Raw genomic sequence first — 26,806 nt, 5'->3', positions numbered from 1 at the left:
CCTACAGATCATGGACATGCAGATCTTCGGCCTGCTGGTGCAGGACGGCCTCGCGAGCGGCGCGGTCTACGTGCTGCTGGCGCTGGCGCTCGTGATGGTCTTCACCGTCACGCGCATCGTGTTCGTCCCGCAGGGCGAATTCGTCAGTGCCAGCGTGCTGACCATCGCGGCCTTCCAGCAGGGCCAGGCGCCCGGGCTGGCGGTGCCGGTGGCGGCGGTGGCCCTGCTGGCCTGCGGCATGGAAGCCGCCGAGCGCCTGCGGCAGCGCAACCTCGCGGGGCTGGGCGGCCGGCTCGCGCTGCTCGGCGCGCTGCCGCTGGCGGCCTGCGCCTTCGCCTGGTTCGGCGTCGATGCGCGCTCGCCGGCCTGGATGCAGACGGCCGCGGCCGTGGCGCTGGTCACGGCGATGGGGCCGCTGATCTACCGCACCGTGTTCCGGCCGATGGGCAGTGCCTCGCCGCTGGTGCTGCTGGTGGCGGCGATCGCACTGCACTTCGTGCTGGTGGCGCTGGGCCTGTACGTGTTCGGGCCCGAAGGCTCGCGGCTGCCGGGCTTCGAACTGCCGGCCGGCCTGCTCGCGGGACTGCCGATGGCGCCGCAGACGCTGGCGGTGGTGGCGGCGAGCGCCGTGCTGGTGGCCGTGTTCTTCGCCTTCTTCGGCCACACGTTGAGCGGCAAGGCGCTGCGCGCCACCGCCGTGTGCCGCGACGGCGCGCGGCTGGTCGGCATCTCGCCCGACCACTCGGGCGAACTGGCGCTGACCATCGCCGCCTTCATCGGCGCGGTCTCGGGCGTGCTGATCGGCCCGTTCACCACCATCTACTACGACTCGGGCTTCCTGCTCGCGCTCAAGGGCTTCGTCGGCGCGATCGTCGGCGGGCTCTCGGGCTACGTCCTCGCCGCCGCGGGCTCGCTCGTGGTGGGCCTGCTCGAGGCCTTCTCGTCCTACGGCGCGAGCGCCGCCAAGGAGATCATCGTGTTCGCATTGATCGTGCCGCTGCTCTTGTGGCGTTCGCTGGCCGACCCGCATTCGCAGGAGGCCTCATGACCTTTCGTTCCTGGGTGCTCGCGGCCGTCGCCGTGGCGGCCGCCGCCGGCGTGGCGATGTTCGCGTCGAGCTACTACGTTACGGTCGCGAGCTTCGTGCTGCTCTACGCCACGGTGGCGCTCGGGCTCACGCTGATGACCGGCTTCGCGGGCCTGATCTCCTTCGGCCAGGCGGCCTTCGTCGGCATCGGCGCCTACGCGGCCGGCTACCTCGCGGTGGCGCACGGCGTGCCGGGCTGGGCCACGCTGCTGGCCGGCGTCGCGCTCGCCACGCTGTCGGCCGCTGGCATCGGCGCGCTCACGCTCTCGATGGGCGGTCATTACCTGTCGCTGGCCACGCTGGCCTGGGGCGTGGTCGTGTACTACGGGCTGGGCATCATCGAGCCGCTGGGTGGCTTCAACGGCCTCGCGGGCATTCCTGCGCTGAACCTGTTCGGCTTCGACTTCGCGTCCGAGCGCTCGATGTTCTGCCTGATCGCGCTGGGCTTCGCGCTGGCCTTCTGGCTGGTGCGCAACCTGCTCGATTCGCGGCTCGGCCGCGCGGTGCGCGCGCTGCGCGCTGGCGCCGACCTGCCCGAAGCCTTCGGCGCGCATGCGTTCCGGCTCAAGGTCGCGGTGTTCTGCACTGCCGCGGGCCTGGCCGGCATGGCGGGCTGGCTCTACGTCTACATGCAGCGCTTCCTCAATCCCACGCCCTTCGGGCTGCAGATGAGCATCGAGTACCTGTTCATGGCGGTGATGGGCGGCGTGGGCGCGCTGTGGGGCGCGCTCGCGGGCGCCGGCGTGGTGGTGGTGCTCAAGCAAGTGCTGCAGGACGTGCTGCCGGCGCTGCTCGGCCGCTCGGGCAACTTCGAGATGGCGGTGTTCGGCGTGCTGATGCTGCTGATCCTGGCGCGCGCCAACGCGGGGCTGTGGCCGCTGCTCGCGCGCTGGACGCGCTTCGCGGCTGCCGTGCCGCGGCGGCCCGCGCTGCGCGGCGCGCCGGCGGAGCTGCGCGCGCCCGCGCAGCACGCAGCCGCCGCGCCGGGCGAGGTGCTGCTGCGCGTCGACGGGGCCGAGAAGCGCTTCGGCGGGCTGGTCGCGGTCAACCGCGTTTCCTTCGAGGTGCGCGGCGGCGAGATCGTCGCGCTGCTCGGGCCCAACGGCGCGGGCAAGAGCACGCTGTTCAACCTGATCACCGGCCTCTTGCCCGCCAGCGCAGGCGCGATCACCCTGCGCGGCCAGCGCATCGACGCGCTCGGCGCGCGCCATGTGGCCGCGCGCGGCGTGGCGCGCACCTTCCAGCACGTGAAGCTGGTGGCCGACATGAGCGTGCGCGACAACGCGGCGCTCGGCTGCCACCTGCTCGGCGGCGACGGCTGGCTGCGCGCCATGCTGCGGCTCGATCGCCGCGAGGAAGCCGCGATCGAGGCCATGGCACTGGCGCAGTTGCGGCGCTGCGGCCTCGAGGACCTCGCGGATGCGCCGGCCGCCAGCCTGCCGCTGGGCAAGCAGCGCATCCTGGAGATCGCGCGCGCCCTGTGCGCCCGCCCGCAGCTGCTGCTGCTCGACGAGCCCGCGGCCGGCCTGCGGCACCAGGAGAAGAAGACCCTGGCCGCGCTGCTCAAGCAGCTGCGCGGCGAGGGCGTGACCGTGCTCATCGTGGATCACGACATGGAATTCATCATGGACATCGCCGACCGCCTGGTCGTGATGCAGTTCGGCCAGAAGATCGCCGAGGGCGAGGCGCAGGCGGTGCGCGACGACCCGCGCGTGCAGCAGGCCTATCTGGGGAGCGCGGCATGACGCTGGAAGCCCGCGCGCTGTGCGCGTTCCATGGCCGCATCCCCGCGCTGCACGAGGTCGACGTGTCGGTGCCGCCCTCGGGCATCGTCACCGTGGTCGGCCCCAACGGCGCCGGCAAGTCCACCCTGCTGGCCGCGCTCATGGGCCGGCTGCCGATGAGCGGCGAGGTGCGGCTCGACGGCACCGACCTGCGCTTCGTTTCGCCCGAGCGCCGCGTGGCCATGGGCCTTTCGCTGGTGCCCGAGCAGCGCGACCTGTTCGGCACCATGAGCGTGGCCGACAACCTCGAGCTCGGCGCCTTCTGCTGGCGCCGCGCGGGCCGGCGCGCGATCGCCGCCGAGATGGAGCGCGTGTATGCGCTGTTCCCGCGCCTGGGCGAGCGGCATGCGCAGCTGGCGCACACGCTCTCGGGTGGCGAGCGACAGATGCTCGCGCTGGGTCGCGCGCTGATGGCGCGCCCGCGCATCCTGCTGCTCGACGAGCCGAGCCTGGGGCTCGCGCCGCTGGTGGTGCGCGACATCTTCGCCACCGTGCGGCGGCTGCAGGCGCAGGGCGTGGCGATCCTGCTGGTCGAGCAGAACGCGCGCGCCGCCTTCGAGGTGGCCGACCATGCCTACGTGCTCGAGATGGGCCGCGTGAGCCTGCAGGGGCCGGCCGCCGAGGTCGCGCGCGATGCGCGGGTCGCCGACAGCTACCTGGGGCGGGCCGCGGCGCCCTCGGCCCCGACCCAATCGATGCCGCCCGAGAGGCTGGCGGCCTGAAGAAGGAGACCCCCGATGAACGAAGAATCCCTCGCGCTGCGCGAGCGCCCCGTCGCCGCCGTGATCCACCAGCTGCGCGAACGCTTCGGCGAGCGCTGCGCGACCGGCCAGGCGGTGCGCGACCAGCACGGCAAGGACGTGTCCTTCCATCCGCTGCATGCGCCCGACGCGGTGGTGTTCGCCGAATCGACCGAGGAGGTGGCCGCGGTCGCGCGGCTGTGCCACGCGGCCTCGGTGCCGATGATCCCGTTCGGCACCGGCACCTCGTGCGAAGGCGGCGTCGCCGCGCTGCATGGCGGCATCTGCATCGACCTCTCGCGCATGAATGCCGTGCTCGAGATCCACGAGGCCGACTTCGACTGCCGCGTGCAGGCCGGCGTGACGCGCAAGCAGCTCAACGCGGCGCTGCACGGCAGCGGCCTGCATTTCCCGATCGATCCCGGCGCCGATGCCTCGATCGGCGGCATGGTGTCGACGCGCGCCTCGGGCACCAACGCCGTGCGCTACGGCACCATGCGCGAGAGCGTGATGTCGCTCGAGGTGGTGCTGCCCGACGGTGAGGTGGTGCGCACCGGCGGGCGCGCGCGCAAGTCGGCCGCGGGCTACGACCTCACGCACCTGTTCACCGGTGCCGAGGGCACGCTGGGCATCGTCACCGAGGTGGGCCTCAGGCTGCACCCGCTGCCCGAGCAGATCGTGGCCGCGCGCTGCGGCTTTCCCGACCTGCGCGCGGCCATCGAGGCGGTCACCGCGATCATGCAGACCGGCGTGCCGGTGGGCCGCATCGAGTTCCTCGATGCACAGCAGGTCGAGGCCTGCAACCGCTACGCGAAGCTCGGGCTGCCGGTCATGCCCACCTTGTTCCTCGAGTTCCACGGCGCGCCCGAGAGCGTGGCGCAGCAGGTGCGCGTGGCCGAGGAGCTCGCGGCCGAGCACGGCGGCGTGGGCTTCGCCTGGGCCGACACGCCCGAGCAGCGCAGCCGGCTCTGGCAGGCGCGCCACGACGTGTGGTGGGCCGCGCTCGCGCTGCGCCCCGGCTGCCAGGGCATGCCCACCGATGCCTGCGTGCCGATCTCGCGCCTGAGCGAGGCGGTGCTGGCGGCGCGCGCCGACGTCGAGGAACTCGGGCTCACCGCGCCGATGTGCGGCCACGTGGGCGACGGCAACTTCCACCTGTGCGTGGTGGTCGATCCCGCCGATGCCGACGAGATGGCGCGCGCCGAGACGCTCAACGCGCGGCTGATGCGCCGCGCCATCGCGATGGGCGGCACCTGCACCGGCGAGCACGGCATCGGCTACGGCAAGCTCGACTTCCTCGAACTCGAGCGCGGCGCCTCGATGCGCGTGATGGCGGCGATCAAGCAGGCGCTCGATCCGCGCGGGGTCATGAATCCGGGGAAGGTGCTGCGGCAACGCAGCGTTTGAATCTTTTCCGCTACAGCGGCACCCGCGTCAGATCGAGCCGGGTGTCGTTCTTCACCTCGCGCAGCGCCACCGAGGTCTTGATCTGCCGGATGCCCTCGAGCTTGAGCATGAAGCGGTGCAGGAAGCGGTCGAAGGCCAGCGCGTCGGGCACCACGATCTTGAGGATGTAGTCGCCGTCGCCGGTGGTGACCCAGCATTCGAGGATCTCGGGCGTGGCCTGCACCGCGCGCTCGAAGGCCGCCACCACCGTTTCCGAATGCCGCTCGAGGCTGATCTGCGTGAACATGCAGCCGTGCAGCCCGACCTTGTTGCGGTCGACCAGCGCGACGAAGCGGCGGATGATGCCGCTGTCCTCGAGTTCGCGCAGCCGGCGCCAGCAGGGCGCCGAGGACAGGCCCACCTCGTCGGCCAGCGCCTGCACCGTCATGCGGCCGTCGGCCTGCAGCAGGTCGAGGATGCGGCGCGTGGGCGCGTCGGACAGCGGCGTCGAATCGGTCTTTCCCATGGCGGCGATCTCCGGAATGAAACATGCCGGGTTGTCACCAACACCGCATGGATCGCAATTATATATGCTGTCCAGACGGATTAATATTTGATCTTCCCCCCGATGGACGGATCCACACCATGCAGACAGAAGAAGCAGCGCCCGCGCTGGAGACAGGCTACCGGCTCGAAGACAACCGCACCGCGCGCACCGGCCGCGTGTTCCTCACGGGCACCCAGGCGCTGGTGCGCCTGCTGTTTCGCCAGCAGCAGGAGGACAAGGCCCGCGGCTGGAACACCGCCGGCTACGTGAGCGGCTACCGCGGCTCGCCGCTCGCGGGCGTCGACACCGAGCTGTGGCGCGCGAAGTCGGACCTGGCCGAGCACGGCATCCGCTTCCTGCCGGCGATCAACGAGGACCTGGCCGCCACCGCGGTGATGGGCACGCAGCAGGTCGGCCTGGACCCCGAGCGCGAGGTCGATGGCGTGTTCGCCATGTGGTACGGCAAGGGCCCGGGCGTGGACCGCGCGGGCGATGCGATCCGTCACGGCAACGCGGCCGGCACCTCGCGCCGCGGCGGCGTGCTGATGGTGGTGGGCGACGACCATGCGGCCACCTCGTCGTCGATTCCCAATGCCAGCGACCTGTCGCTGATGGGCTGGGGCATACCGATCGTGCATCCGGCCTCGGTCGACGAGTATGAGGCCTTCGGCCTCTGGGGCTGGGCCGCCTCGCGCCATGCTAGCACCTGGGTCGCGTTCAAGGCGATCTCGGAGACGGTCGAGAGCGCGCGTTCGGTCGAGGCCTCCTCGGGCGCGGCGCTCGCAAGGCCCGCGCCGGCCGACTTGCCCGACACCTCCGCGCTCGAATACCGCACCAGCGACTTCCTCACGCCGGCCGTCGAGCTGCGGCTGGCCGCCAAGCTCGAGGCCTTCAGCGCCTTCGCGCGCGGCAATCCGCTCGATCGCCTGGTGGTGCCGGCGCCCGAGGCCACGGCCGGCATCGTGGCGGTCGGCAAATCCTTCCACGACCTGATGGAGGTGCTGCAGCGCTGCGGCCTTGGCGCCGACGACCTGCCGGCGCTCGGCCTGCGGCTCTACAAGCCCGGCCTGGTGTTCCCGCTCGATGCTGAGGGCGCCGACCGCTTCTGCGAAGGGCTGTCGCATGTGCTGGTGATCGAGGAGAAGGCCTCGGTGGTCGAGCAGCAGCTCAAGGATCGGGTGTTCAACCGCGCGCGCCGGCCCACGGTCTGCGGCAAGCAGGACCTCGAGGGCCATCCGCTGCTGGCCTGGACCGGCCAGCTCTCGCCCGCGAGCATCGCCGCCGCGCTGCTGACGTGGCTGCGCGCCGTCGACCACCCATTGGCCGCGCGCATCGACAGCGCGCGCTTCGTCGAGCGCGCGGCGCTGTCGAACGAGGCCGACGGCATGCGGCGGCTGCCGTACTTCTGCTCGGGCTGCCCGCACAACAGCTCGACCAAGGTGCCCGAGGGCAGCCAGGCGCAGGCCGGCGTTGGCTGCCACTACATGGCGAGCTGGATGGACCGCGGCACCGGCGGCCTCACGCAGATGGGCGGCGAGGGCACCGACTGGCTCGGGCGCGGCGCCTTCACGCGCGTGCCGCACGTGTTCCAGAACATGGGCGAGGGCACCTACTTCCACTCGGGCTACCTCGCGATCCGGCAGGCGGTGGCGGGCGGCGCCAACATCACCTACAAGATCCTGTTCAACGACGCGGTGGCGATGACCGGCGGCCAGCCCGTCGACGGCCAGACCAGCGTGCCGCAGATCTGCACCCAGGTCGCGAGCGAGGGCGCGCGCAAGGTGGTGGTGGTGACCGACGAGCCGCAGCGCTACCACGGCGTGACGCTGGCCGCGGGCGTGCAGGTGCGGCACCGGCGCGAGCTCGACATGGTGCAGCGCGAGCTGCGCGAGATCGCGGGCGTCACGGTGCTGGTCTACGACCAGACCTGCGCGGCCGAGAAGCGCCGCCGCCGCAAGCGCAAGAGCTATCCCGATCCGGCGCGGCGCGTGCTCATCAACCCCGAGGTCTGCGAAGGCTGCGGCGACTGCGGCACGCAGTCGAACTGCCTGTCGGTCGCGCCGCTCGAGACCTCGTTCGGCCGCAAGCGCCAGATCGACCAGTCGAGCTGCAACAAGGACTTCTCGTGCGCCGAGGGCTTTTGCCCCAGCTTCGTGAGCGTGCTCGGCGGCAGCCTGCGCAAGGGCACGGCGGCCGCGCCTGCGCAGGACCCCGAGGCGCTCGCGGCCGCGCTGCCGCTGCCCGCGCTGCCTTCGCTCGCGCAGCCCTTCGACCTGATGATCGCGGGCGTCGGCGGCACCGGCGTCATCACGCTCGGCGCGCTGATCGCGATGGCCGCGCACCTCGAGGGCAAGGGCATCTCGGTGCTCGACTTCACCGCGCTCGCGCAGAAGGGCGGTTCGGTCGTGAGCCACGTGCGTCTGGCCGACACGCCCGATCGCCTGCACGCGGTGCGCCTGCTGCCGGGCACCGCGCGCACCCTGATCGCCGCCGACCTGGTGGTGGGCGTGCTGCCCGACGTGCTGGGCGTGATCGGCGAGGGCCGCACGCGCGTGGTGGTCAACACCCACCTGCAGACCCTGGCCGAGTTCACGCGCCAGCCCGATCTGCCCTACCGCGAGGACGCGCTGCTCGCCAAGATCGAGGCCGCCGCGGGTGCCGCGCAGGTCGAGCGCATCGATGCGAACGCCACCGCCAAGGCGCTGCTCGGCGACGCCATCGGCGCCAACATGCTGATGCTCGGCCATGCCTGGCAGCAGGGCGGCGTGCCGGTGAGCCTGGCGGCACTGATGCGCGCGATCGAGCTCAACGGCGTGGCCGTGGCCGCCAACAAGCGCGCCTTCGCGGCCGGCCGGCTCACGGCCGCCGATCCGCAATGGCGCCAGACGCTGATGGGCGACCGCGGCAGCGTCGTCACGCTGAACCTGCCGCAGTCCTTCGAGAAGCTGCTCGACGAGCGCGTGCGCTTCCTCACCGACTACCAGGACGCGCGCTATGCGCGCCGCTACCTCGACACCGTGCGCCGCGTGGAGGCCGCCGAGCGCGCGGTCGCGCCCGGTGCGCGGCGGCCGCGGCTGGCGGAGGCGGTGGCGCGTTCGCTGTTCAAGCTGATGGCCTACAAGGACGAGTACGAGGTCGCGCGGCTGCATGCGCGGCCCGAGTTCCTGCAGAACCTGCGCAGCCAGTTCGAGGGCGACTTCAAGCTGCAATTCCACCTGGCGCCGCCGATCTTCGAGAAGCGCGGCGCGGATGGAAAGGTGCTAAAGCGCAGCTTCGGCGCCTGGATGCTCCCGGTGTTCCGCACGCTCGCGGCGCTGCGCGGCCTGCGCGGCACGCCGCTCGATCCCTTCGGCTGGCTGGCCGAGCGGCGCGAGGAGCGCGCGCTGGTGGTCGAGTACGAAGGGCTCGTCGGGCGCCTGCTCGACGGGCTGACGAACGAGCGCATCGGCAGCGCGGTGGCGGTCGCGGCGCTGCCCGAGAAGATCCGTGGCTACGGGCACGTGAAGGCGCGCGGCATCGCCGAGTACCGTCGCAACCTGCCCGTGCTGCTGGCGGCGCACGATGCACCGCCGCCCGCGATGCAGCCGCCCGCGCTGAAGACCGCCTGATCGAGCAGCACCCGCCATGCCCATCGCCCTTGATTGCCGCTACCGCCCCGGCGGCGCGCGGGACCGCCTGCCGATCCGCGCGGTCCACCTCGACTACATGATCGCGAACCAGGCGCGCGTGCTGCACGGCGGCCCGTTGCTGGCCGACGGCGAGCTGGTCGGCATGTACCTGCTGCTGGCCACCGACGACCCCGCGCAGGCCGACGACTTCCTGGCCGGCGAGCCCTATGCGCGCGCCGGGCTGTTCGCCGAGGTGCGGCGCACGCTCTTCACGGGCTACCTGCCCGAGCCGCGCGCAGGCTTCCTGCACGAACTGCGGCGCGAGGCGGCGCGCGGGGTCTTGGCATCGGACTGAGGCCGCGCGGCGTGCCTGCGCTAAAGTCCCCGGCCATGCCGTCCAAAGAGAGTGCCTCCCCCATGCCCCGCGATGCCGCCAGCGTTCAACCCGACGGCATCCTGCGCCTGAACGACTGGCTGCCCTACCAGTGCTCGGTCATCACGAACCGCGTGAGCGGCATGCTGGCGCGCATGTACTCGGAGGAACTCGGCATCGGCGTGGTCGAGTGGCGCGTGCTCGCCAACCTGGTCGCGTTCTCGCCGATGTCGGCGACCGAGCTGTCGGAGAGCACGGCCATGGACAAGGTCAGCATCACGCGCGCGCTGAACCTGCTCGTGACCAAGAAGCTGGTCTCGCGCCGCGTCGATGCGAAGGACCGCCGCAAGGTCGTGCTGCGCCTGACCAAGACCGGCGCCGACGCGTACGAACGCGTGATGCCGCTGGCGCGTGCCATCGAGCAGGAGCTGACCAGCGCGCTCACGCCCCAGGAGCTCAAGACCGTGCAGGCGGCGATGCAGATGCTGGTGGCGCGCGCCAACGCCACGCTGGACGACACGCGCGACTGGCGCGAGCTCGCGCCGGTCGACGCACTGCCGGCGGCCGCGGCCGTCTGAATCCCCGCGCGGCCGGCGCCGCGCCTTCCCCCTTTGCGATCGATCCGCGCCGCGCGGAGGCATGTGCGCGTTCGCTTGCTGGCGAGCCCACGGACAGAAGCAAGAAATCAATTTCCAAAAGAAACAGTTTCATAATGAAATGAATAGGCCTAGAATTCGGCGCACCCCATAAAAAAGGAGACAAGCCATGATTCGACGTCGCGACATCCTTGCCGGTTCGGCCTGCGCCGCAGCGGGTGCGCTGATCCCGGTCTTCCCCCTGGCGGCCGCCGCCGAAACCCCGCCCACGCTGTCGAAGACGGCGCGCATCGTGATGGGCTTTCCCGCGGGCGGCTCGGGCGATTCGATCGCGCGGCTGCTGGCCGAACGCATCAAGGGCAGCTATGCGCCGGTGGTGCTCGTCGAGAACCGCGTGGGCGCGGGCGGGCGCCTCGCGATGGACCACGTGAAGGCGGCGGAGGCCGACGGCAGCGCGCTGGTGCTGGCGCCCGCCTCGGTGATGGTGATCTATCCGCACGTCTACAAGCGGCTGTCGTACGACCCGCTCAAGGACTTCGCGCCGGTGTCGACCGTGTGCACCTTCCAGTTCGGCCTCAGCGTGGGGCCCGCGGTGCCGCCCGAGGTGCGCACCGTGCAGCAGTTCGCGCAGTGGTGCAACGCCAATCCGTCGAAGGCCAGCTTCGGCTCGCCGGGCGAAGGCACGATGGCCCACTTCGCGGGCGTGGTGATCGGCAAGGCCGCGGGCATGAACCTCACGCACGTGCCCTACAAGGGCGGCGCGCCCGCCATCCAGGACGTGGTGGGCGGCCAGATCGCGGCCTCGGTCAACGTGCTGAGCGAGCCGCTGCCGTTCGCGAAGGAAGGGCGCATCCGCGTGCTGGCCACCACCGGTTCCGCGCGCTCGCCCTACCTGCCCGAGGCGCCCACCATGCGCGAGGCCGGCTTTCGCGACTTCGACATTCAGGAGTACTTCGCCGTCTGGGCGCCCGCCAAGACCCCGTCGGCCGTCGCGAACGCACTGGCCGCGCAGATCCGCGACGCCGTGGCCACGAAGGAGCTGCAGGAGGCCTATGCCGCGCGCGCCTTCCTGCCGAGCGCGGTCACGCCGCGCGAACTCGACGCCATGGTGCGCGCCGATCTCGCCAAATGGGCGCCGATCGTGCAGTCCACCGGTTTTTCCATCGACAGCTGAAGCCAGGAGAATTCAATGACCCAGAAGGAACGTGCAGAGGTGCTCGGCACCGCGTTCATGGAGTTCGCAAGTCCCGACCCGCAGGCGCTGGCCGCCGTGCTCGAGCGCATGGGCTTTCGCACCGTCGCGCGGCACCGCGCGGGGCATGCGCTGCTGATGCGGCAGGCGGGTGTCGAGTTCATCGTCGGCACGCGCCAGGATGGGCATGCGATGCGATTCGCTGCCCACCACGGACCGTCGTGCGCCGGCATGGCCTTTCGCGTGGCCGACAGCGCGCGTGCGATGACGCTGGCCCGCGAGCGCGGCGCGCAGCCGCTCGACGCGGCGGCGACGTCGCTGCTGCCGGACTGCGCACTGCAGGGCATCGGCGGCAGCGCGCTCTACCTGGTCGACGACGCGGCGCTCGCGGCGCTGCACGCGCAGTTCGAGTTCGATCCGACCGCCGTGCCCGACACCGGCGCGGACTTCGCCCCCTTCGTGCGCGTCGACCACGTCACGCACTGCGTGCACCCGGGCAACATGCCCCAGTGGGTGGACTTCTACAAGAACATCTTCGGCTTCGAGGAGGTGTTCAAGTTTGTCGCCGGCGACGCCAGCAACGGCTTCGACACGATCGCGGTGCGCGATCCCGCGAGCACCGCCTGCGTGACCGTGGTGTCGCCCATGGGCCGCAGCTCGCAGATCCAGGAGTTCATCGACGAGTACAACGGCGAGGGCATCCAGCACATCGCGCTGTTCAGCGACGACCTCTACACCAGCGTCGAGCGGCTGCGCGGTGCCGGCGTGGAGTTCCTGCCCACGCCCGCGGCCTACTACGACGCGCTCGACACCCGGCTGCCGGGCCATGGCGAGGACGTGGCGCGCATGAAGTCGCTGGGCATGCTGCTCGACGGCGCCGCCACCGGCGAGAACCCCGACGCGCGGGCGCGCTTCCTGCTGCAGATCTTCACGCGCAAGATGATCGGGCCGATCTTCTTCGAGGCCATCCAGCGCAAGGGCGACACCTCGTTCGGCGAGGGCAATGCCAAGGCGCTGTTCGAGGCCATCAAGCGCGAGCAGGCCGGCGCGGACGCGCACTGAGACCATGGCCTGGCTCGTCCGTTGCCTCTATCGCCCCGGCGGCGCGCAGGACCGCCTGCCGCTGCGCGCCGACCACATCCGCCACATGCTGGCCTGGCTGCCCCGCACCGTGTTCGGCGCGGCGCTGCTCGACGCCGATGTGCGCGAGCCGACCGGCATGGTGGTCGCGCTGTCGGTCGCCTCGCGCGCCGAGGCACGGCGCTTCATCGACGCCGAGCCCTACAACCGCGCGGGCCTGTTCGCCACCGTCGAGCTCACGCCGCTGGTCCAGATGACCCCGCCCCACACGCCCGAATTCCTGCAGGCCGAACTGCGCAAGTGCCCGTGAACCGTCCATGAACAAACCCATCGTCCTTCCCATGCGCGCCGGCATCGCCTCGCGCCAGGCCCACGCGGACATCCCGCCCGGCACCTACGAGCGCGAGATCGGCCGCGAGGGCTTCGGCGGCCAGGCCACGCACATGTACCACCGCCATGCGCCCACGGCCTGGCTGCGCTGGGACGGTCCGCACCGCCCGCGCGCCTACGACCTCAACCAGCTGCCGGCCGCCGCGCAGGGCCTCGACTGCCCGCTCGACGCGCCGCTGGTCGCGGGCAATGCCCACATGCGGCTGCGCTGCTGGAAGCCCTCGGCGCCCATGCGCCACCTGGCGCGCAACGCCGACGGCGACGAGCTGCTGTTCGTCCACGAGGGCGGCGGCGATCTCTACTGCGACTATGGCCATCTGCGCCTGCGCGACGGCGACTACCTGCTGCTGCCGCGCGGCACCGCCTGGCGCTACGAGCCCGCGGCGCCGTCCTTCCTGCTGCTGCTCGAAGCCACGGGCGACAGCTTCCGCCTGCCCGAGCGCGGGCTGCTCGGCGAGCATGCGCTGTTCGATGCCGGCGTGCTCGACGTGCCGCAGCTCGACGAGGCCTTCGTCGCGCAGCAGCACGCCGCGCCGCGCGAGTGGGCCGTGCGCATCCAGGCGCGGCACCGCGTGTCCACGCTGACCTATCCGCACGACCCGCTCGACGCGCTGGGCTGGAAGGGCACGCTCGCGCCGGTGCGCCTCAACTGGCGCGACATCCGGCCCGTGCTCAGCGCGCGCTACCATCTGCCGCCCTCGGCCCACACCACCTTCCTGACGCAGCGCGTGGCCGTCTGCACCTTCTGCCCGCGGCCGGCCGAGACCGACCCGGGCGCGCTCAAGGTGCCGTTCTTCCATTCGAACGACGACTACGACGAGCTGCTGTTCCTGCACGCGGGCCGCTTCTTCAGCCGCGACGGCATGGGGCCGGGCGCGATGACCTTCCATCCCGCCGGCTTCCCGCACGGGCCGCATCCCGCGGCCTACCGCAACAGCCTGTCGGCGCCGCGCACCGAGCTGCACGAGGTCGCCATCAACATCGATGCGCGCGATCCGCTCGACATCGGCCCGGGCATGGCGGCCTTCGAGCGCGCGGAGCATGCCGACTCCTGGCGCGGCTACCTCGATGCGCCCGAAGACAAGACCGAACAGGTGACCGCATGAGACTCGCGACGCTGAACAACGGCCGGCGCGACGGCCAGCTTGTGGTGGTGTCGGCCGATGCGCGGCGCTGCCTCGCAGTGCCCGAGGCCGCGCCCACCTTGCAGGCCGCGCTCGACGACTGGGATCAAGCGGCGCCGCTGCTGCGCGCGGCCGCGGCCCGGCTCGACGCAGAGCCCGCCGCGGGCCAGCCGCTCGAACTCTCGGCGCTGCTGGCGCCGCTGCCGCGCGCCTACCAGTGGGTCGATGCCAGCGGCTACCTGTCGCACATGGAGCGCGTGCGCCGCGCGCGCGGCGCCGAGATGCCGCCGTCGGCGCGCACCGAGCCCGTCATCTACCAGGGGCTGTCGGACCGCAACCTCGCCTGGTGCGAGGACATCCCCGCCGACCCGGCCTGGGGCACCGACCTCGAGGGCGAACTCGCCGTGATCACCGGCGACCTGGGCCCCGCGCCCACGCCCGAGCAGGCGCTGGCCCAGGTGCGGCTGCTGGTGCTGGTCAACGACGTCTCGCTGCGCGCGCTGATCCCCGGCGAACTGGCCAAGGGCTTCGGCTTCTTCCACGGCAAGCCCGCGAGCGCCTTCGGCCCCTTCGCCGTCACGCCCGACGAACTGGGCGCCGACTGGCGGGAGGGCCGCGCCTTCGGCCGGCTGCGCGTCGAGGTCAACGGCCAGGTGCGCGGTGAGCTGCGCACCGGCGACGACCAGGACTTCAGCTTCGTCGACATCCTGCGCTATGCCACCCGCACGCGCGGACTCGGCGCCGGCAGCATCGTCGGCGCCGGCACGGTCTCCAACCGCGACGCGGCGCGCGGCGTGGCCTGCATCGTCGAGCAGCGCACGCTGCAGCAGCTCGCGGGGCAGGGGCCCGATGCGCTGGCGCCGTACCTGGTGCCGGGCGACACCGTGGGCCTGTCGTTCCACACCGACGACGGCCGCGAGCTGTTCGGCCGCATCGAGCAGAAGGCGGTGGCCGCATGAGCGATGCGACCCTGGCCTGCATCGACGACCTGCGTGGCTGGCTCGGCGAGCGGCTGTCCACGGCGCCGGCCGTGCGCGACCAGCACGGCCGCGACACCACCTTCCATCCGGTGATGCCGCCCGACGCGGTCGCGTTCCCGCAGAACGTGGCCGAGGTGCAGCGCATCGTCGCCACCTGCGCCGTGCGGCGCGTGCCGCTCGTGGCCTTCGGCACCGGCACCTCCTGCGAGGGCCACATCGCGGCGCTGCGTGGCGGCATCAGCCTGGACACGCGCGGACTCGACCGCATCCGCGACGTTCGCACGGCCGACATGGACGCGACGGTCGAGGCCGGCGTGACCCGCAAGAGCCTCAACGCGCACTTGCACGGCACCGGCCTGCAGTTCCCGGTCGATCCGGGCGCGGACGCATCGATCGGCGGCATGGTGTCGACGCGCGCCTCGGGCACCAACGCCATGCGCTACGGCACCATGCGCGAGAACGTGATGGCGCTCGAGGTGGTGCTGCCCGACGGCGAACTGATCCGCACCGGCACGCGCGCGCGCAAGTCCGCGGCCGGCTACGACCTCACGCGCCTGTTCGTCGGCGCCGAGGGCACGCTCGGCATCGTGACGGCGGCGACCGTGCGCCTGCATGCGCTGCCCGAGCACGTGGCGGCCGCCACCTGCGCCTTCGGCACCTTGCGCGCCGCGGTCGACACCGTGATCGAGACGCTGCAGGCCGGCGTGCAGCTCGGCCGCGTCGAACTGCTCGACGCGCTGCAGGTGGAGGCCGTGAACCGCTACTCGCGGCTCGGCATGGCGGTCGCGCCCACGCTGTTCTTCGAATTCCACGGCAGCGAGCCCGAGGTCGCGCACCAGGTGAAGGTGGTGCGCGAGATCGCGGCCTCGCACGGCGGCCAGGACTTCGCGTGGGCGCACCGGCCCGAGGACCGCAGCCGGCTGTGGCAGGCGCGGCACGACATCTGGTGGGCCAACAAGGGCCTGCGTCCCGGCGCCGAAGGCCTGCCCACCGACGTCTGCGTGCCGATCTCCGAGCTGGCCGACCAGATCGAGGCCGCGCAGCAGGACGTGCGGGCCGAAGGGCTGATCGCGCCGATCTGCGGCCATGTCGGCGACGGCAACTTCCACCTGTGCTTCATGGTGGACCCGTCGGATGCCGCCGAGATCGCGCGCGTGAAGGCCGCCTATGCGCGGATGATCCGGCGCGCGCTCGCGGTCGGCGGCACCTGCACCGGCGAGCACGGCATCGGCCACGGCAAGGTCGAGTTCCTGCGCGAGGAGGCCGGCGGTGGCTTTCGCGTCATGCAGGCGCTGCGCGCCGCGCTCGATCCGCTCGGCATCCTGAACCCCGGCAAGGTCACCGGGTTCTTCTGAGTTCTTCGACCCCCTCAACCCCTGGAGATCTCCCCATGATGAAACGCCCCTTCCGGGTGGCGCTGCTCGCGCTCGTCCTCGCTCCTTTCGCCGCGCTGCCGGCGCACGCCGCCGATGCGCGCGTCAGTGTCACGGCCATCGTCGACCACCCCGCGCTCGATGCGGCACGCCAGGGCATCGTCGAGGAACTCGCCGCGGCCGGCTACGTGGTCGGCAAGAACCTGCGGCTGGACTACCAGAGCGCGCAGGGCAACACCGCGACCGCGGCCCAGATCGCGCGCAAGTTCGTCGGCGACCGGCCCGACGTGATCGTCGCGATGTCCACGCCCTCGGCGCAGACCGTGGTCGCGGCGACGCGCGAGATCCCGATCGTGTTCAGCGCCGTGACCGATCCGGTCGCCGCGAAGCTGGTCAAGTCGTGGGAGGCCACGGGCGGCAACGTCACGGGCGTGTCCGACCTGCCGCTGCTGGACAAGCACCTGGCCCTGCTGCGCCAGGCGCTGCCGACGGCCAAACGCATCGGCGTGGTCTACAACCCCGGCGAGGCCAACTCCGTCGCCGCGATCGCGCAGCTCAAGAAGCTCGCGCAGCCGGCCGGCCTGAGCGTGATCGAGGGTGCCGCGCCGCGCACCGTGGACGTGGCGAGCGCGGCCCAGAGCCTGGTCGGCAAGGTCGATGCGATCTACGCGCCGACCGACAACAACGTGACCTCGGCCTTCGAGGCCCTGGCCAAGGTGGCGGACCAGGGCCGGGTGCCGCTGATCGCGGCCGACCCCTCGCTCGCGGCGCGTGGCGCGGCGCTCGGCATCGGCACCAACTACCACGACCTCGGCCGCCAGTCGGGCAAGCTGGTGGTGCGCGTGCTCAAGGGCGAGGCACCCGGCAGCATCGCATCGCAGGTCAGCCCGACGCTGGAGCTGCTCGTGAACCAGGCCGCGGCGCGGCGGCAGGGGCTGGCGCTGTCCGACGCGCTGCTCAAGTCCGCGACCCGCGTGATCGACTGAGCGCCGGCCGGAGCATCGATGTCCCTCATCGCTTTCCAGGGCTCGCTCGAGGTGGGCCTGATCTTCGCGCTGGTCGCGCTCGGCGTCTTCATCTCGTTTCGGGTCGTGAACTTTCCCGACCTGACCGTCGACGGCAGCTTCCCGCTCGGCGGCGCGGTGGCCGCGACCCTGCTGGTGGGCGGCTGGCATCCGCTGGCCGCGACGGCGGCGGCCTTCGCCGCGGGCGCGCTCGCGGGTCTCACGACCGGCTGGCTGCACGTCAAGCTCAAGATCATGCAGCTGCTCGCGGGCATCCTCGTGATGATCGCGCTCTACTCGATCAACCTGCGGGTGATGGGCAAGCCCAACGAGCCCTTGCTGGGTGCGTCGACGGTGTTCAATACGCCGCCGCTCGAGGCGCTGCCGGGGCCGTGGACCACCGCGCTGGTGCTGCTGGCCGTCACCTTGGCGGTCAAGTTCGCGCTCGACCGCTACTTCGGATCGGAGGCCGGCCTGGCCATGCGCGCCACCGGCGGCAACGCGCGAATGGCGCGCGCGCTGGGCGTGTCGACCGACCGGCTGTCGCTGTTCGCGCTGGCGCTGTCCAACGGCATCGTGGCGCTGGCGGGCGCGCTGTTCGCGCAATCGCAGGGCGGGGCCGACGTGTCGATGGGCATCGGCACCATCGTGATCGGGCTGGCGGCCGTGATCATCGGCGAGACCCTGCTGCCCATGCGCAGCATCGCCTGGGCCACGCTCGGCTGCGTCGTCGGCGCGGTGCTCTACCGCATGCTGGTGGCGCTGGCGCTCAACAGCGACTTCATCGGCCTGAAGGCGCAGGACCTCAACCTCGTCACGGCCGTGCTGGTGACGCTCGCGCTCGTGATGCCGGCCTCGAAGCGCTTCCTGGCGCGGCGGCGCGGCGCCCTTGGCGCATCGAAGAAGAAGGTGGCCGGCGCATGCTGAAGGCACTGGACCTGCGCGTGACCTTCCACGCGGGCACGCCGATGGAGAACCGCGCGCTGCGCGGGCTCGACCTGACGATTCCGCGCGGCGAGTTCGTCACCGTCATCGGCTCGAACGGCGCCGGCAAGTCGACCCTGCTCAATGCGCTCAGCGGCGACCTGCTGGTCGATAGCGGCCGCATCTTCATCGACGAGGTGGAGGTCACGCGCCTGAGCGCCTGGCAGCGCAGCGCGCTAGTGGCGCGCGTGTTCCAGGACCCGATGGCCGGCACCTGCGAGGCGCTGACCATCGAGGAGAACCTCGCGCTGGCCTGGCGGCGCGGCGAGCGGCGCGGGCTGCGCGCGGCGCTGCGAGGCGAACTGCGCGAGCTGTTCCGCGACCGGCTGCGCAGCCTCGACCTGGGGCTCGAGCAGCGGCTGAACGACCGCATGGGACTGCTGTCGGGCGGCCAGCGTCAGGCCGTGAGCCTGCTGATGGCCTCGCTCAAGCCCTCGCGCATCCTGCTGCTCGACGAGCACACGGCCGCGCTCGATCCGAAGACCGCGGCCTTCGTGCTCGCGCTCACGCAGCGGATCGTGGAGGAGCAGCAGCTCACCGCGATGATGGTCACGCACAGCATGCGGCAGGCCCTGAGCCATGGCTCGCGCACGCTGATGCTGCACGAGGGCCGTGTCGTGCTCGACGTGAGCGGACCGCAGCGCGCCGGCATGGACGTGCCCGACCTGCTGCAACTGTTCGAGCGCACGCGCGGCGAGACGGTGGCCGACGATGCGCTGCTGCTCGGATGAGCCCTGCGCGCATCGGGCTTTCGCGCGCCGCCGGCACGGCGCATGAAACATGCCGCGGCCTACTCGCCGAAGGCCAAAGCGCCATTAAATATGCCGGCTGGACGGCTTAATATTTTCGTTCGACCATGACCCACTACCTGCAAGCGCACTGCATCGACGACTTCCGCGAACTGGCCCGGCGCGCGCTGCCGCGCATGGTGTTCGACTACATCGATGGCGGCGCGGGCTCCGAGTCGAGCGTGCGCGGCAACCGCAGCGCCTTCGACCGCGTCCGGCTGCTCGGCTCCGCGCCGGTCGACGTGTCGCAGCGCAGCACCGCGATGCAGCTGTTCGGTCGCTCCTGGACCCTGCCGCTGATCATCGGACCCACCGGGCTGGCGGGCGCGGCCTGGCCCGGCGCCGACCGCTGCCTGGCGCGGGCCGCCCGCGCCTTCGGCATTCCGTTCGTGATGAGCACGGCCGCCACCGCGACCATGGAAGCCGTGGCCGAGGCGGCGCAGGGCAACGCCTGGTTCCAGCTCTACGTGTTCCGCGACCGCGCGATGAGCGCGCGCCTGATCGACCGGGCACGCGACCTCGACTTCGCGGCACTCGAGGTGACCGTGGACAACCCGGTCGCGGGCCGGCGGCTGCGCGACGAGCGCAACGGTTTCAGCCTGCCGCTGCGCTGGACCCCGCGCAAGCTCGCGAGCGTGCTCGCGCGGCCCGGCTGGGCCTGGCGCTCGCTGCGCGCCGGCGCGCCACGGCTCGAGCTGATGGCCGGCGAGCTCGGCCTGCAGGCCACCCACACCATCGCGCAGACCATGCAGGCCCAGCTCGATCCCTCGCTGGGCTGGGACGACATCGCCTGGGTGCGCGAGCGCTGGCCCGGCAAGCTGATCGTCAAGGGCCTGCTCGATCCCGCGCAGGGTCGCCGCGCGCAGCAGCTCGGCGTCGATGCCATCGTGATCAGCAACCACGGCGGGCGGCAGCTCGACGGTGCCGTCGCGCCGATCGAGATCCTGCCGGAATTCGCGAGCGAGACCGGCAGCCGCCTGCCGCTGCTGCTCGACAGCGGCGTGCGCACCGGCAGCGACATCGCGCGCGCGCTCGCGCTCGGCGCCACGGCCGTGCAGATCGGGCGGCCCACGCTCTACGCGGTCGCCTCGGGCGGCGAGCCGGCCGTTGCCAGGGCGCTGTCCCTGCTCAAGGAGGAATTCGAGGTCTGCCAGTGCCTGATGGGCGCCGGCAGCGTGGCGTCGATCGGCGCCCACATGGTGCGCGGGGCCGCGTCCGCGGCACCGCAAAAGGAGACGGCATGAACATCGAACGACTGCACACCGACGAACGCATGAGCCAGGCCGTGGTGCATGGCGGCATCGTCTACCTCGCCGGCCAGGTGGACCTGGTACAGCCCGCGGCAACCGTGGGCGAACAGATGGCGCGCATCCTGCGGCGCATCGACGCGCTCTTGGCGCAGGCAGGTTCGGGCAAGTCGAGGCTGCTGAGCGCGACCATCTGGCTCGCCGACACCGACGACTTCGCCGAGATGAACCGCGTGTGGACCGACTGGCTGCCGCCCGGATGCGCACCGGCGCGCGCGACCGTGGGTGCGCGGCTCGCGCTGCCCGCGCTGCTGGTCGAGGTGGCCGTGATCGCCGCCACCGGCACCGACTGACTTTCCTTCCCTCCCTCGACGCCCATGAGCACAAACCCCGCGCACACCGCCGTCAGCCGGCGCCAGACCATCGTCGCCACCACCATCGGCAACGGCCTCGAGATCTTCGACTTCACCGTCTACGGTTTCCTCGCACTGGTGATCGGCAAGCTGTTCTTTCCCACCTTCAGCGGCTACGGCCAGCTGCTGCTCACGGTCGCGACCTTCGGCGTCGGCTTCATCATGCGGCCGCTCGGCGGCATCGTGATCGGCGCCTATGCCGACCGCGCGGGCCGCAAGAAGGCGATGACGCTCACCATCTTCCTGATGGCACTCGGCTGCGCGGTGATCGCCTTCACGCCCACCTACGCGAGCATCGGCGTCGCGGCGCCGGTGCTGATCGTGCTGGCGCGGCTGATCCAGGGCTTCTCGGCCGGCGGCGAGGTCGGTGCTTCCACCACGCTGCTGGTGGAACATGCCACGCCGCAGAACCGCGGCTACATGGCGAGTTGGCAGTTCGCGAGCCAGGGCCTGGGCGTGATGCTCGGCGCGGTGGTGGTGGGCACGCTGACCTTCACGCTGTCGCCGCAGTCCATGGAAAGCTGGGGCTGGCGCGTGCCTTTCTTCATCGGCATGCTGATCGCGCCGGTGGGCATGTACATCCGCCGCCATCTTCACGAGTCGCTCGAGATCGCGCCCGATGCGAGCGCGAAGCCGCGCGAGAGCAGCCTCAAGATCGTCTGCACGCAGCATGGCAGCACGGTGCTCGCGGCCATCCTCACCATGGTGGGCGGCACCACCGCCGCCTACGTGATCACCTTCTACATGCCGACCTACGCGGTGCGCGAACTGGGGCTCGTGCCTTCGGTGGCGCTGTTCGGCGCGGCGATCACGGGCCTGATCCTGTTCGTGGTGTCGCCGCTGGTCGGTGCGCTGTCGGACCGCGTGGGGCGCAAGCCGCTGATCCTCTGGAGCCGCGTGTTCCTCGTGCTGCTGATCTACCCGGGCTTCCTCTGGCTCAACGCCTCGCCCACGCCCGCCGTGCTGTTCATCGTGCTCGGCGTGCTGAGCCTGGGCCTCGTGGGCCAGACCGCGCCGAGCATCACGATGCTGCCCGAGATGTTTCCGAAGGCGGTGCGCGCCAGCGGCATGTCGCTGGTCTACAGCGTGGGCGTGGCGCTGTTCGGCGGCTTCGCGCCCTTCATCAGTACCTGGCTGCTCAACGCCACCGGCAGCAAGCTCGCGCCGGCCTGGTACCTGGTCGCGATGACTGCCGTCTCCTTGCTGGGGCTGATCTGGCTGCGCGACCATACGGGCCGCGACATCGACGCGGCCGGTGCGCACGCCTGAAACGCTCGCCTCTTCGAAGCTTTCCATGACCATCTTCAATCACAGCAGCGCCGCCACGCGGCATTTCTCGGCCACCTATGTCGAGGCCCGCGCCAAGTTCCTCGAGGCCGCGCGCGCCCGGGGCGCGTCGATCGAATCCTTCGTCAATGAAGCGCACCGCGGCGCGCTCGGCGAGGAACTCGCGACCGACGTCGCGCTGATCGGCGCCATCGACGCGAAGAAGCTGCTGCTCGTGACCTCGGGCACGCACGGCCCCGAAGGCTTCTGCGGCTCGGGCACGCAGGTCGCGACCCTGCACGACGACGACCTGCTCGCGCGGCTTGAGCAGGCCGGCGTCGCGCTGCTGCTGGTGCATGCCGTCAATCCGCACGGCTTCTCGCACCTGCACCGCACGAACGAGGACAACATCGACCTCAACCGCAACCACATCGACTTCGGCGCGCCGCTGCCGGTGAATGCCGAGTACACCGATGTCGAACCATTGGTGCTGCCCGCGAGCTGGCCGCCCACGCCGGCCGACGAGGCGGCCGTGGCCGCCTACATCGACAAGCACGGCATGCGCGCCTTCCGCGCCGCCGTCACCAAGGGCCAGTACGTTTCGCCCGACGGCCTGTTCTACGGCGGCACCGCGCCTTCGTGGAGCAACAGGACCATCCGGTCGATCCTGCGCAAGTACGCGGCCTCGGCCACCCACATCGGCTGGATCGACGTGCACACGGGCCTCGGCCCCTATGGCCACGGCGAGAAGGTCTACCCGGGTCGCAACGCGCCCGAGGACCTCGCGCTCGCGCGCGCCTGGTGGGGTGCCGACGTCTTCGCGCTGTTCGGCGAGGACTCCGTGTCCGCGCATGTGTCGGGGCCGGTGGTGTCGGCGGCCTACGACGAATGCCCACGGGCGCGCATCGCCCCCATGGGCCTCGAGTTCGGCACCATTCCCATCGACGACATGCTGCCGCGGCTGAGCGCCGACACCTGGCTGCGCCGCCACCCGGAAGCGCCCGAGTCGCAGCGGCGAGAGATCCGCCAGCAGCTGCGCGATGCCTTCTACTGCGACAACGACGAGTGGAAGGGCATGGTGCTGGGGCAGACGCGCGTGGTGCTGCTGCAGACGCTGCAGGGCTTGCGCGAAGCCTGAGTGCTCAGTTGCCTGGGTCGGGCGCGAGCGATCGGTTCATCGGGTGGCGGCCGCGCGAGGCTTTCTGCGCGGCGGCTGCGTGTCCTGCAGCGCCTGCTCGACGGCCTCGCGCACGAAGGCCGTGAAGCTGCGCACCAGGGGCCGGATCATGCTGCGGTGGGGCAGCACCGCATAGATCGTCTTCGCGCGCAGCGGGTTCCTGGGCAGCACCTCCACGAGCGTGCCGCGCGCCAGATGCTCGGCCACATGGAAGCGGTAGAAGTTGCCGATGCCCGCGCCGGCCAGGCAGGCGCTGCGCAGCGCATCGCCGTTGTCCGATAGCAGCACGGCCTGCGGCCGGATCGATTGCCACTGCCCCTTGACGTCGAGGTGCCAGGTCTCGGCGACCTCCGAGAAGCGCGGGCACAGGCAGCGATGCCGCGCGAGATCGTCGACCGAGCGCGGCGTGCCGTGCGACTTCAGGTACTGGGGCGATGCGCACAGCACCTGCGGGCTCTGGGCCAGCACCAGCTGCGCCTGCTTGGTCGGCAGTTCCTCGCCGATGAACAGCGCGAGGTCGACCCGCTCGCGCACGAGATCGGGCACGTTGCTGTTGACCACCAGGTCCACGGTGGCACCGGGATGGCTTTCGAGGAATTTCGGCAGGGCGGGCGCGACGACCGCGGAGGCGAAGGAGGGCGGCGCCGTCACGCGCAGGTGGCCGCCGGCGGCCTGCTCGCCCGCGATGCCGGCCACGGCGCCCTCGAGCTGTTCGAGGATGTCGACACAGCGCGCATAGAAGGCCTCGCCCGCATCGGTGACGCTGATGCGCCGCGTGGTGCGGTGAACCAGCGCGGCGCCGGTCGCGCGCTCTAGCAGTTGCAGGTGCTTGGTGACCGAGGAGGGCGCCATGCGCAATTGGCGCGCGGCGGTCGTGAAGCTGTTGGCGTTCACCACCGCCACGAAGCAGCGCAGCGACAGCACGCTGGCCTGGTTCAGGAAGTCGGGCATGGCCGATCATTGCATCGAATCTGGAAAAAGTATCTTCTTTCGTTTCCATATTGTGTGTAGCGGGCCCGATGCCGATCATTGCGCCAGCTTCCCCGCGACACCGAAGGAGACAAGAGGTTGAACCCCCACCGCGCATGCGCGCCCGGCCGATGAGCCGCTCGATCACGCTCACGTTCGACAACGGCCCCACCTCGGCCGTGACGCCGCACGTGCTCGACGTGCTGGCGCGCCACGGCATCCGCGCGACCTTCTTCGCGCTCGGCCAGAACCTGGCCTCTAAGGAAGGCCTTGCACTCGCCAGCCGGGCGAGGGAGGAAGGCCACTGGATCGGCAACCACACCTACACGCACGATGTACCGCTCGGCGCGTCGTCCGACCCGCTCGCGCCGCAACAGGAGATCGGCCGCACGCAGGACCTGATCGGCGAGCTGTCGCATCCCGACAGGCTGTTCCGTCCCTTCGGCGGCGGCGGCGTCCTCGGTCCGCATCTGCTGAGCCGCGCGGCGCTCGCGTTCCTGCGCGAGGGGCGATTCACCTGCGTGCTCTGGAACTCGATCCCGCGCGACTGGGACGACCCCGAGGGATGGCCGCGGACGGCGCTCGCGCAGGCGCGCGAACAGGACTGGACACTCAGCGTGCTGCACGACTACGAGACCGGCGCGATGGCGCAGCTCGAGCCCTACATCGAACAGGCCCTGGCCGAAGGCTTCCGCTTCCGGCAGGAGTTCCCGCCGGACTGCGTGCCGCTGGTGCGCGGCGTGCCCGTGCATCCCATGGAGGCCTTCGTGTCGAACGGCCAGCCCTCTTCATTTCCCCAGGAGACATGACATGCACAACGAACCCTCGAAGACCGGCGCGGTCATCGTCACGCCCGAGGAGGCCGAGGCGATCCAGCCCTTCGGCCTCGACATGCAGGTGCTGCTCGGCAGCGAACAGACGGGCGGCAGGCTCTCGGTGATCATGGCCTGCCACCGGCCCGGCGAGGGCCCGCCGGACCATCTGCACTTCACGCAGGAAGAGTGCTTCTTCATCGTCGAAGGCACTTATGAAGTGACCGCCGGCGACACCACGCGCACGGTGGGCGCCGGCACCATCGTCTACCTGCCGCGCGGCGTCGTCCATCGCTTCCGGAATGTCGGCACCACCACGGCGCGCATGCTCGACTGGAGCGTGCCGGGCGGGCAGGACCGCTACTTCAGGGAGATCTCCGCGCTGGCGGGCCCCGGCTTCTCGGGCGAGGAGGTCGCGCTGATCAGCCAGAAGCACGACACCAACTTCCCCGCGCCGCACTGACGCGACCCGCGTCGTCCCCGCAGCGATGCCAGGCCTCGGGCCGGCGCCGCGGGGACCCGCACGCCCCGAGAAAAGGACCACCGATGATCGTCGAACAACGCACCTACCGCGTGCGCGCGGGCACCGTGCGCGACTACCTCCACACCTACGAGCACGAGGGTGGGTTGGCGCTGCAACGCCAGCACCTGGGCCGCATGATCGGCTACTTCCACACCGAGTTCGGACCGCTCAACGAGATCGTCCACCTGTGGGCCTACGACGACCTCGCGGACCGCGACCGGCGCCGCGCCGCCCTGTCGGCCGATCCGCAGTGGCAGGCCTACGCGCCGAAGATCTTCCGCTTCATCGAGACGCAGGAGTCGAAGCTCCTGAAACCCGCGGCGTTCAGCCCGAACTATTGAGCGGCCACCAGAGCCCAGGAGACAGACATGAGCCAATCCCATTCCCTTTCCATTCGCAGGCTGCTGGCCGCGGGCGTGCTCGCGCTGGCGAGCGTCGCGGCCACCGCCCAGGCGAACTGGCCGACGCGGCCCATCCGCATCGTCATCGGGCTGCCCGCCGGCCTGGCCGCGGACGTCATCGCGCGCATGTACGGCGAGAAGCTGTCGAAGGCGCTCGGGCAACCGGTGTTGGTGGACAACAAGCCCGGCGCCACCGGCAACATCGCGCAGGACACGGTGGCCAAGGCGCCGGCCGACGGCTACACGCTGCTCTACGCGGTCTCGAATTCCTTCGTGAGCAACCCCCACGCCTTCGCGAGGCTGCCCTTCGATGTCGACAAGGATTTCGCGCCCGTCGCGCAGACGGTGCGCAACGGCCTGTACCTCGTGACCGCGCGGGACTTCCCGGCCAGGACGCTGCAGGAAGCGATGGCCCTGGCGCGCGCGGCGCCCGGCAGGTACAGCTACGCCTCGTACGGGCTCGGTGGCTTTCCGCATCTGGTCATGGAGCTGGTGCTGGCGCAGGAGAAGGTCGAGATGCTCCACGTGCCCTACAAGGGCGGCGCGCTCACCGACGTGGCGGCCGGCACCGTTCCGCTGGTCTGGGAGCCGGCCGCGAATGCCATTCCGTTCATGAAGGAGGGCCGCGTGCGGGCCCTCGCGGTCTGGGGCTACGGCCAGCGAAACCCCGCCACGCCCGAGGTGCCGAACATCGCCGAGCTCGTGCCCGGTGCCGACGTCGCGAGCTTCCAGGGCTTCTGGGCGCCCGCGAAGACGCCGCGCGAGATCGTCGCTCGCCTGAACGAGGAGATCACCCGTGCGAGCCGCGATCCCGCGCTGATCGAGAAGCTCCGGCTCGCCTATGCCGAGCCCGTGGTCTCGACGCCCGAGCAGATGGCGGCGGAGGTCCGGCGCGAGTCGGTGCGCTGGCGCCAGCTGATCCGCGACAAGAACATCCGACTCGATTGAGCGAATGGCCCGCA

The 26,806-nt window shown here is 71.2% G+C and carries 26 protein-coding genes; 24 read left to right on the top strand and 2 right to left on the bottom strand.

Going from position 1 to position 26,806, the window contains the following annotated elements; all coding sequences use genetic code 11:
* Positions 1-10: 10 nt before the first annotated feature.
* Genes INQ48_33900 through INQ48_33885 form a run of 4 tightly spaced genes read left to right on the top strand, consistent with a single transcriptional unit; the run spans position 11 to position 5,018 of the window.
* Positions 11-1,048 carry a branched-chain amino acid ABC transporter permease gene (locus INQ48_33900; GenBank protein QRF62524.1) on the top strand — a complete coding sequence of 346 codons (1,038 nt, stop codon included), beginning with the start codon at positions 11-13 and terminating at the stop codon, positions 1,046-1,048.
* Positions 1,045-2,832, top strand: coding sequence for a branched-chain amino acid ABC transporter ATP-binding protein/permease (locus tag INQ48_33895; GenBank protein QRF62523.1), 1,788 nt, complete (start codon positions 1,045-1,047; stop codon positions 2,830-2,832). Before INQ48_33900 ends, INQ48_33895 begins: the two co-directional genes overlap by 4 nt.
* The gene (locus tag INQ48_33890; GenBank protein ID QRF62522.1) at positions 2,829-3,593 is read left to right on the top strand and encodes an ABC transporter ATP-binding protein; all 765 of its coding nucleotides are present in this window, start codon (positions 2,829-2,831) and stop codon (positions 3,591-3,593) included. Before INQ48_33895 ends, INQ48_33890 begins: the two co-directional genes overlap by 4 nt.
* 15 nt (positions 3,594-3,608) lie before the next feature.
* Positions 3,609-5,018 carry an FAD-binding protein gene (locus tag INQ48_33885; GenBank protein ID QRF62521.1) on the top strand — a complete coding sequence of 470 codons (1,410 nt, stop codon included), beginning with the start codon at positions 3,609-3,611 and terminating at the stop codon, positions 5,016-5,018.
* A 10-nt stretch (positions 5,019-5,028) separates the two neighbouring features.
* Here the strand turns inward: INQ48_33885 and INQ48_33880 are convergent, their stop codons facing one another.
* Positions 5,029-5,523: an Lrp/AsnC family transcriptional regulator gene (locus INQ48_33880; GenBank protein ID QRF62520.1), complete on the bottom strand. Its 495-nt coding sequence runs from the start codon at positions 5,521-5,523 to the stop codon at positions 5,029-5,031.
* Positions 5,524-5,642: 119 nt separating this feature from the next.
* Between INQ48_33880 and INQ48_33875 the strand changes: the two genes are divergently transcribed.
* From INQ48_33875 to INQ48_33800, 16 genes are all read left to right on the top strand, one after another.
* Positions 5,643-9,152: an indolepyruvate ferredoxin oxidoreductase family protein gene (locus INQ48_33875; protein QRF62519.1), complete on the top strand. Its 3,510-nt coding sequence runs from the start codon at positions 5,643-5,645 to the stop codon at positions 9,150-9,152.
* A 16-nt stretch (positions 9,153-9,168) separates the two neighbouring features.
* Entirely contained in the window at positions 9,169-9,507 is a 339-nt protein-coding gene (locus INQ48_33870) for a hypothetical protein (GenBank protein QRF62518.1), read from the top strand.
* A gap of 62 nt (positions 9,508-9,569) precedes the next feature.
* The gene (locus INQ48_33865) at positions 9,570-10,103 is read left to right on the top strand and encodes a winged helix-turn-helix transcriptional regulator (GenBank protein QRF62517.1); all 534 of its coding nucleotides are present in this window, start codon (positions 9,570-9,572) and stop codon (positions 10,101-10,103) included.
* 187 nt (positions 10,104-10,290) lie between these two features.
* Entirely contained in the window at positions 10,291-11,295 is a 1,005-nt protein-coding gene (locus tag INQ48_33860) for a Bug family tripartite tricarboxylate transporter substrate binding protein (GenBank protein QRF62516.1), read from the top strand.
* Positions 11,296-11,310: 15 nt separating this feature from the next.
* Positions 11,311-12,375, top strand: a complete 1,065-nt coding sequence (gene hppD, locus INQ48_33855) for a 4-hydroxyphenylpyruvate dioxygenase (GenBank protein QRF62515.1) — start codon at positions 11,311-11,313, stop codon at positions 12,373-12,375.
* A gap of 4 nt (positions 12,376-12,379) precedes the next feature.
* Complete coding sequence (locus INQ48_33850) at positions 12,380-12,703, top strand: hypothetical protein (GenBank protein ID QRF62514.1); 324 nt, start codon at positions 12,380-12,382, stop codon at positions 12,701-12,703.
* 7 nt (positions 12,704-12,710) lie between these two features.
* Complete coding sequence (locus INQ48_33845) at positions 12,711-13,889, top strand: homogentisate 1,2-dioxygenase (GenBank protein ID QRF62513.1); 1,179 nt, start codon at positions 12,711-12,713, stop codon at positions 13,887-13,889.
* Positions 13,886-14,866 (top strand): fumarylacetoacetate hydrolase family protein, encoded by a 981-nt coding sequence (locus INQ48_33840; protein ID QRF62512.1) that lies wholly within the window; start codon positions 13,886-13,888, stop codon positions 14,864-14,866. Before INQ48_33845 ends, INQ48_33840 begins: the two co-directional genes overlap by 4 nt.
* Positions 14,863-16,242: an FAD-binding protein gene (locus tag INQ48_33835; protein QRF62511.1), complete on the top strand. Its 1,380-nt coding sequence runs from the start codon at positions 14,863-14,865 to the stop codon at positions 16,240-16,242. Before INQ48_33840 ends, INQ48_33835 begins: the two co-directional genes overlap by 4 nt.
* A 38-nt stretch (positions 16,243-16,280) precedes the next feature.
* Positions 16,281-17,246, top strand: a complete 966-nt coding sequence (locus INQ48_33830) for an ABC transporter substrate-binding protein (GenBank protein ID QRF63066.1) — start codon at positions 16,281-16,283, stop codon at positions 17,244-17,246.
* An 18-nt stretch (positions 17,247-17,264) separates the two neighbouring features.
* On the top strand, positions 17,265-18,191 hold the full coding sequence (locus tag INQ48_33825; GenBank protein ID QRF62510.1) for an ABC transporter permease: 927 nt from the start codon (positions 17,265-17,267) through the stop codon (positions 18,189-18,191).
* On the top strand, positions 18,185-18,979 hold the full coding sequence (locus INQ48_33820) for an ABC transporter ATP-binding protein (GenBank protein QRF62509.1): 795 nt from the start codon (positions 18,185-18,187) through the stop codon (positions 18,977-18,979). The genes INQ48_33825 and INQ48_33820 overlap by 7 nt, the downstream gene beginning before the upstream one ends.
* Before the next feature lie 125 nt (positions 18,980-19,104).
* Positions 19,105-20,280, top strand: coding sequence for an alpha-hydroxy-acid oxidizing protein (locus INQ48_33815; GenBank protein QRF62508.1), 1,176 nt, complete (start codon positions 19,105-19,107; stop codon positions 20,278-20,280).
* Positions 20,277-20,636 (top strand): RidA family protein, encoded by a 360-nt coding sequence (locus tag INQ48_33810; GenBank protein ID QRF62507.1) that lies wholly within the window; start codon positions 20,277-20,279, stop codon positions 20,634-20,636. Before INQ48_33815 ends, INQ48_33810 begins: the two co-directional genes overlap by 4 nt.
* Positions 20,637-20,660: 24 nt before the next feature.
* Entirely contained in the window at positions 20,661-21,965 is a 1,305-nt protein-coding gene (locus INQ48_33805; protein ID QRF62506.1) for an MFS transporter, read from the top strand.
* A gap of 25 nt (positions 21,966-21,990) precedes the next feature.
* The gene (locus INQ48_33800; protein ID QRF62505.1) at positions 21,991-23,100 is read left to right on the top strand and encodes a M14 family metallopeptidase; all 1,110 of its coding nucleotides are present in this window, start codon (positions 21,991-21,993) and stop codon (positions 23,098-23,100) included.
* A 36-nt stretch (positions 23,101-23,136) separates the two neighbouring features.
* Here INQ48_33800 and INQ48_33795 read toward each other — a convergent pair whose 3' ends face one another.
* On the bottom strand, positions 23,137-24,090 hold the full coding sequence (locus tag INQ48_33795) for a LysR family transcriptional regulator (GenBank protein QRF62504.1): 954 nt from the start codon (positions 24,088-24,090) through the stop codon (positions 23,137-23,139).
* A gap of 149 nt (positions 24,091-24,239) precedes the next feature.
* Between INQ48_33795 and INQ48_33790 the strand changes: the two genes are divergently transcribed.
* The 4 genes from INQ48_33790 to INQ48_33775 all read left to right on the top strand — a co-directional run bounded on the left by INQ48_33790 (position 24,240) and on the right by INQ48_33775 (position 26,792).
* Positions 24,240-24,917 (top strand): polysaccharide deacetylase family protein, encoded by a 678-nt coding sequence (locus INQ48_33790; GenBank protein ID QRF62503.1) that lies wholly within the window; start codon positions 24,240-24,242, stop codon positions 24,915-24,917.
* Position 24,918: 1 nt separating this feature from the next.
* Positions 24,919-25,383 (top strand): cupin domain-containing protein, encoded by a 465-nt coding sequence (locus INQ48_33785; GenBank protein ID QRF62502.1) that lies wholly within the window; start codon positions 24,919-24,921, stop codon positions 25,381-25,383.
* Between the two features lie 83 nt (positions 25,384-25,466).
* Entirely contained in the window at positions 25,467-25,784 is a 318-nt protein-coding gene (locus tag INQ48_33780; protein ID QRF62501.1) for an NIPSNAP family protein, read from the top strand.
* Between the two features lie 186 nt (positions 25,785-25,970).
* Entirely contained in the window at positions 25,971-26,792 is an 822-nt protein-coding gene (locus INQ48_33775) for a tripartite tricarboxylate transporter substrate binding protein (protein ID QRF63065.1), read from the top strand.
* Positions 26,793-26,806: the final 14 nt, after the last annotated feature.

This window comes from Variovorax paradoxus (genome assembly GCA_016806145.1).
Classification (GTDB): Bacteria; Pseudomonadota; Gammaproteobacteria; order Burkholderiales; family Burkholderiaceae_C; genus Variovorax.
The sequence above is the reverse complement of the archived record's forward strand: the minus strand, read 5'-3'. Positions and strand labels throughout refer to the sequence as shown.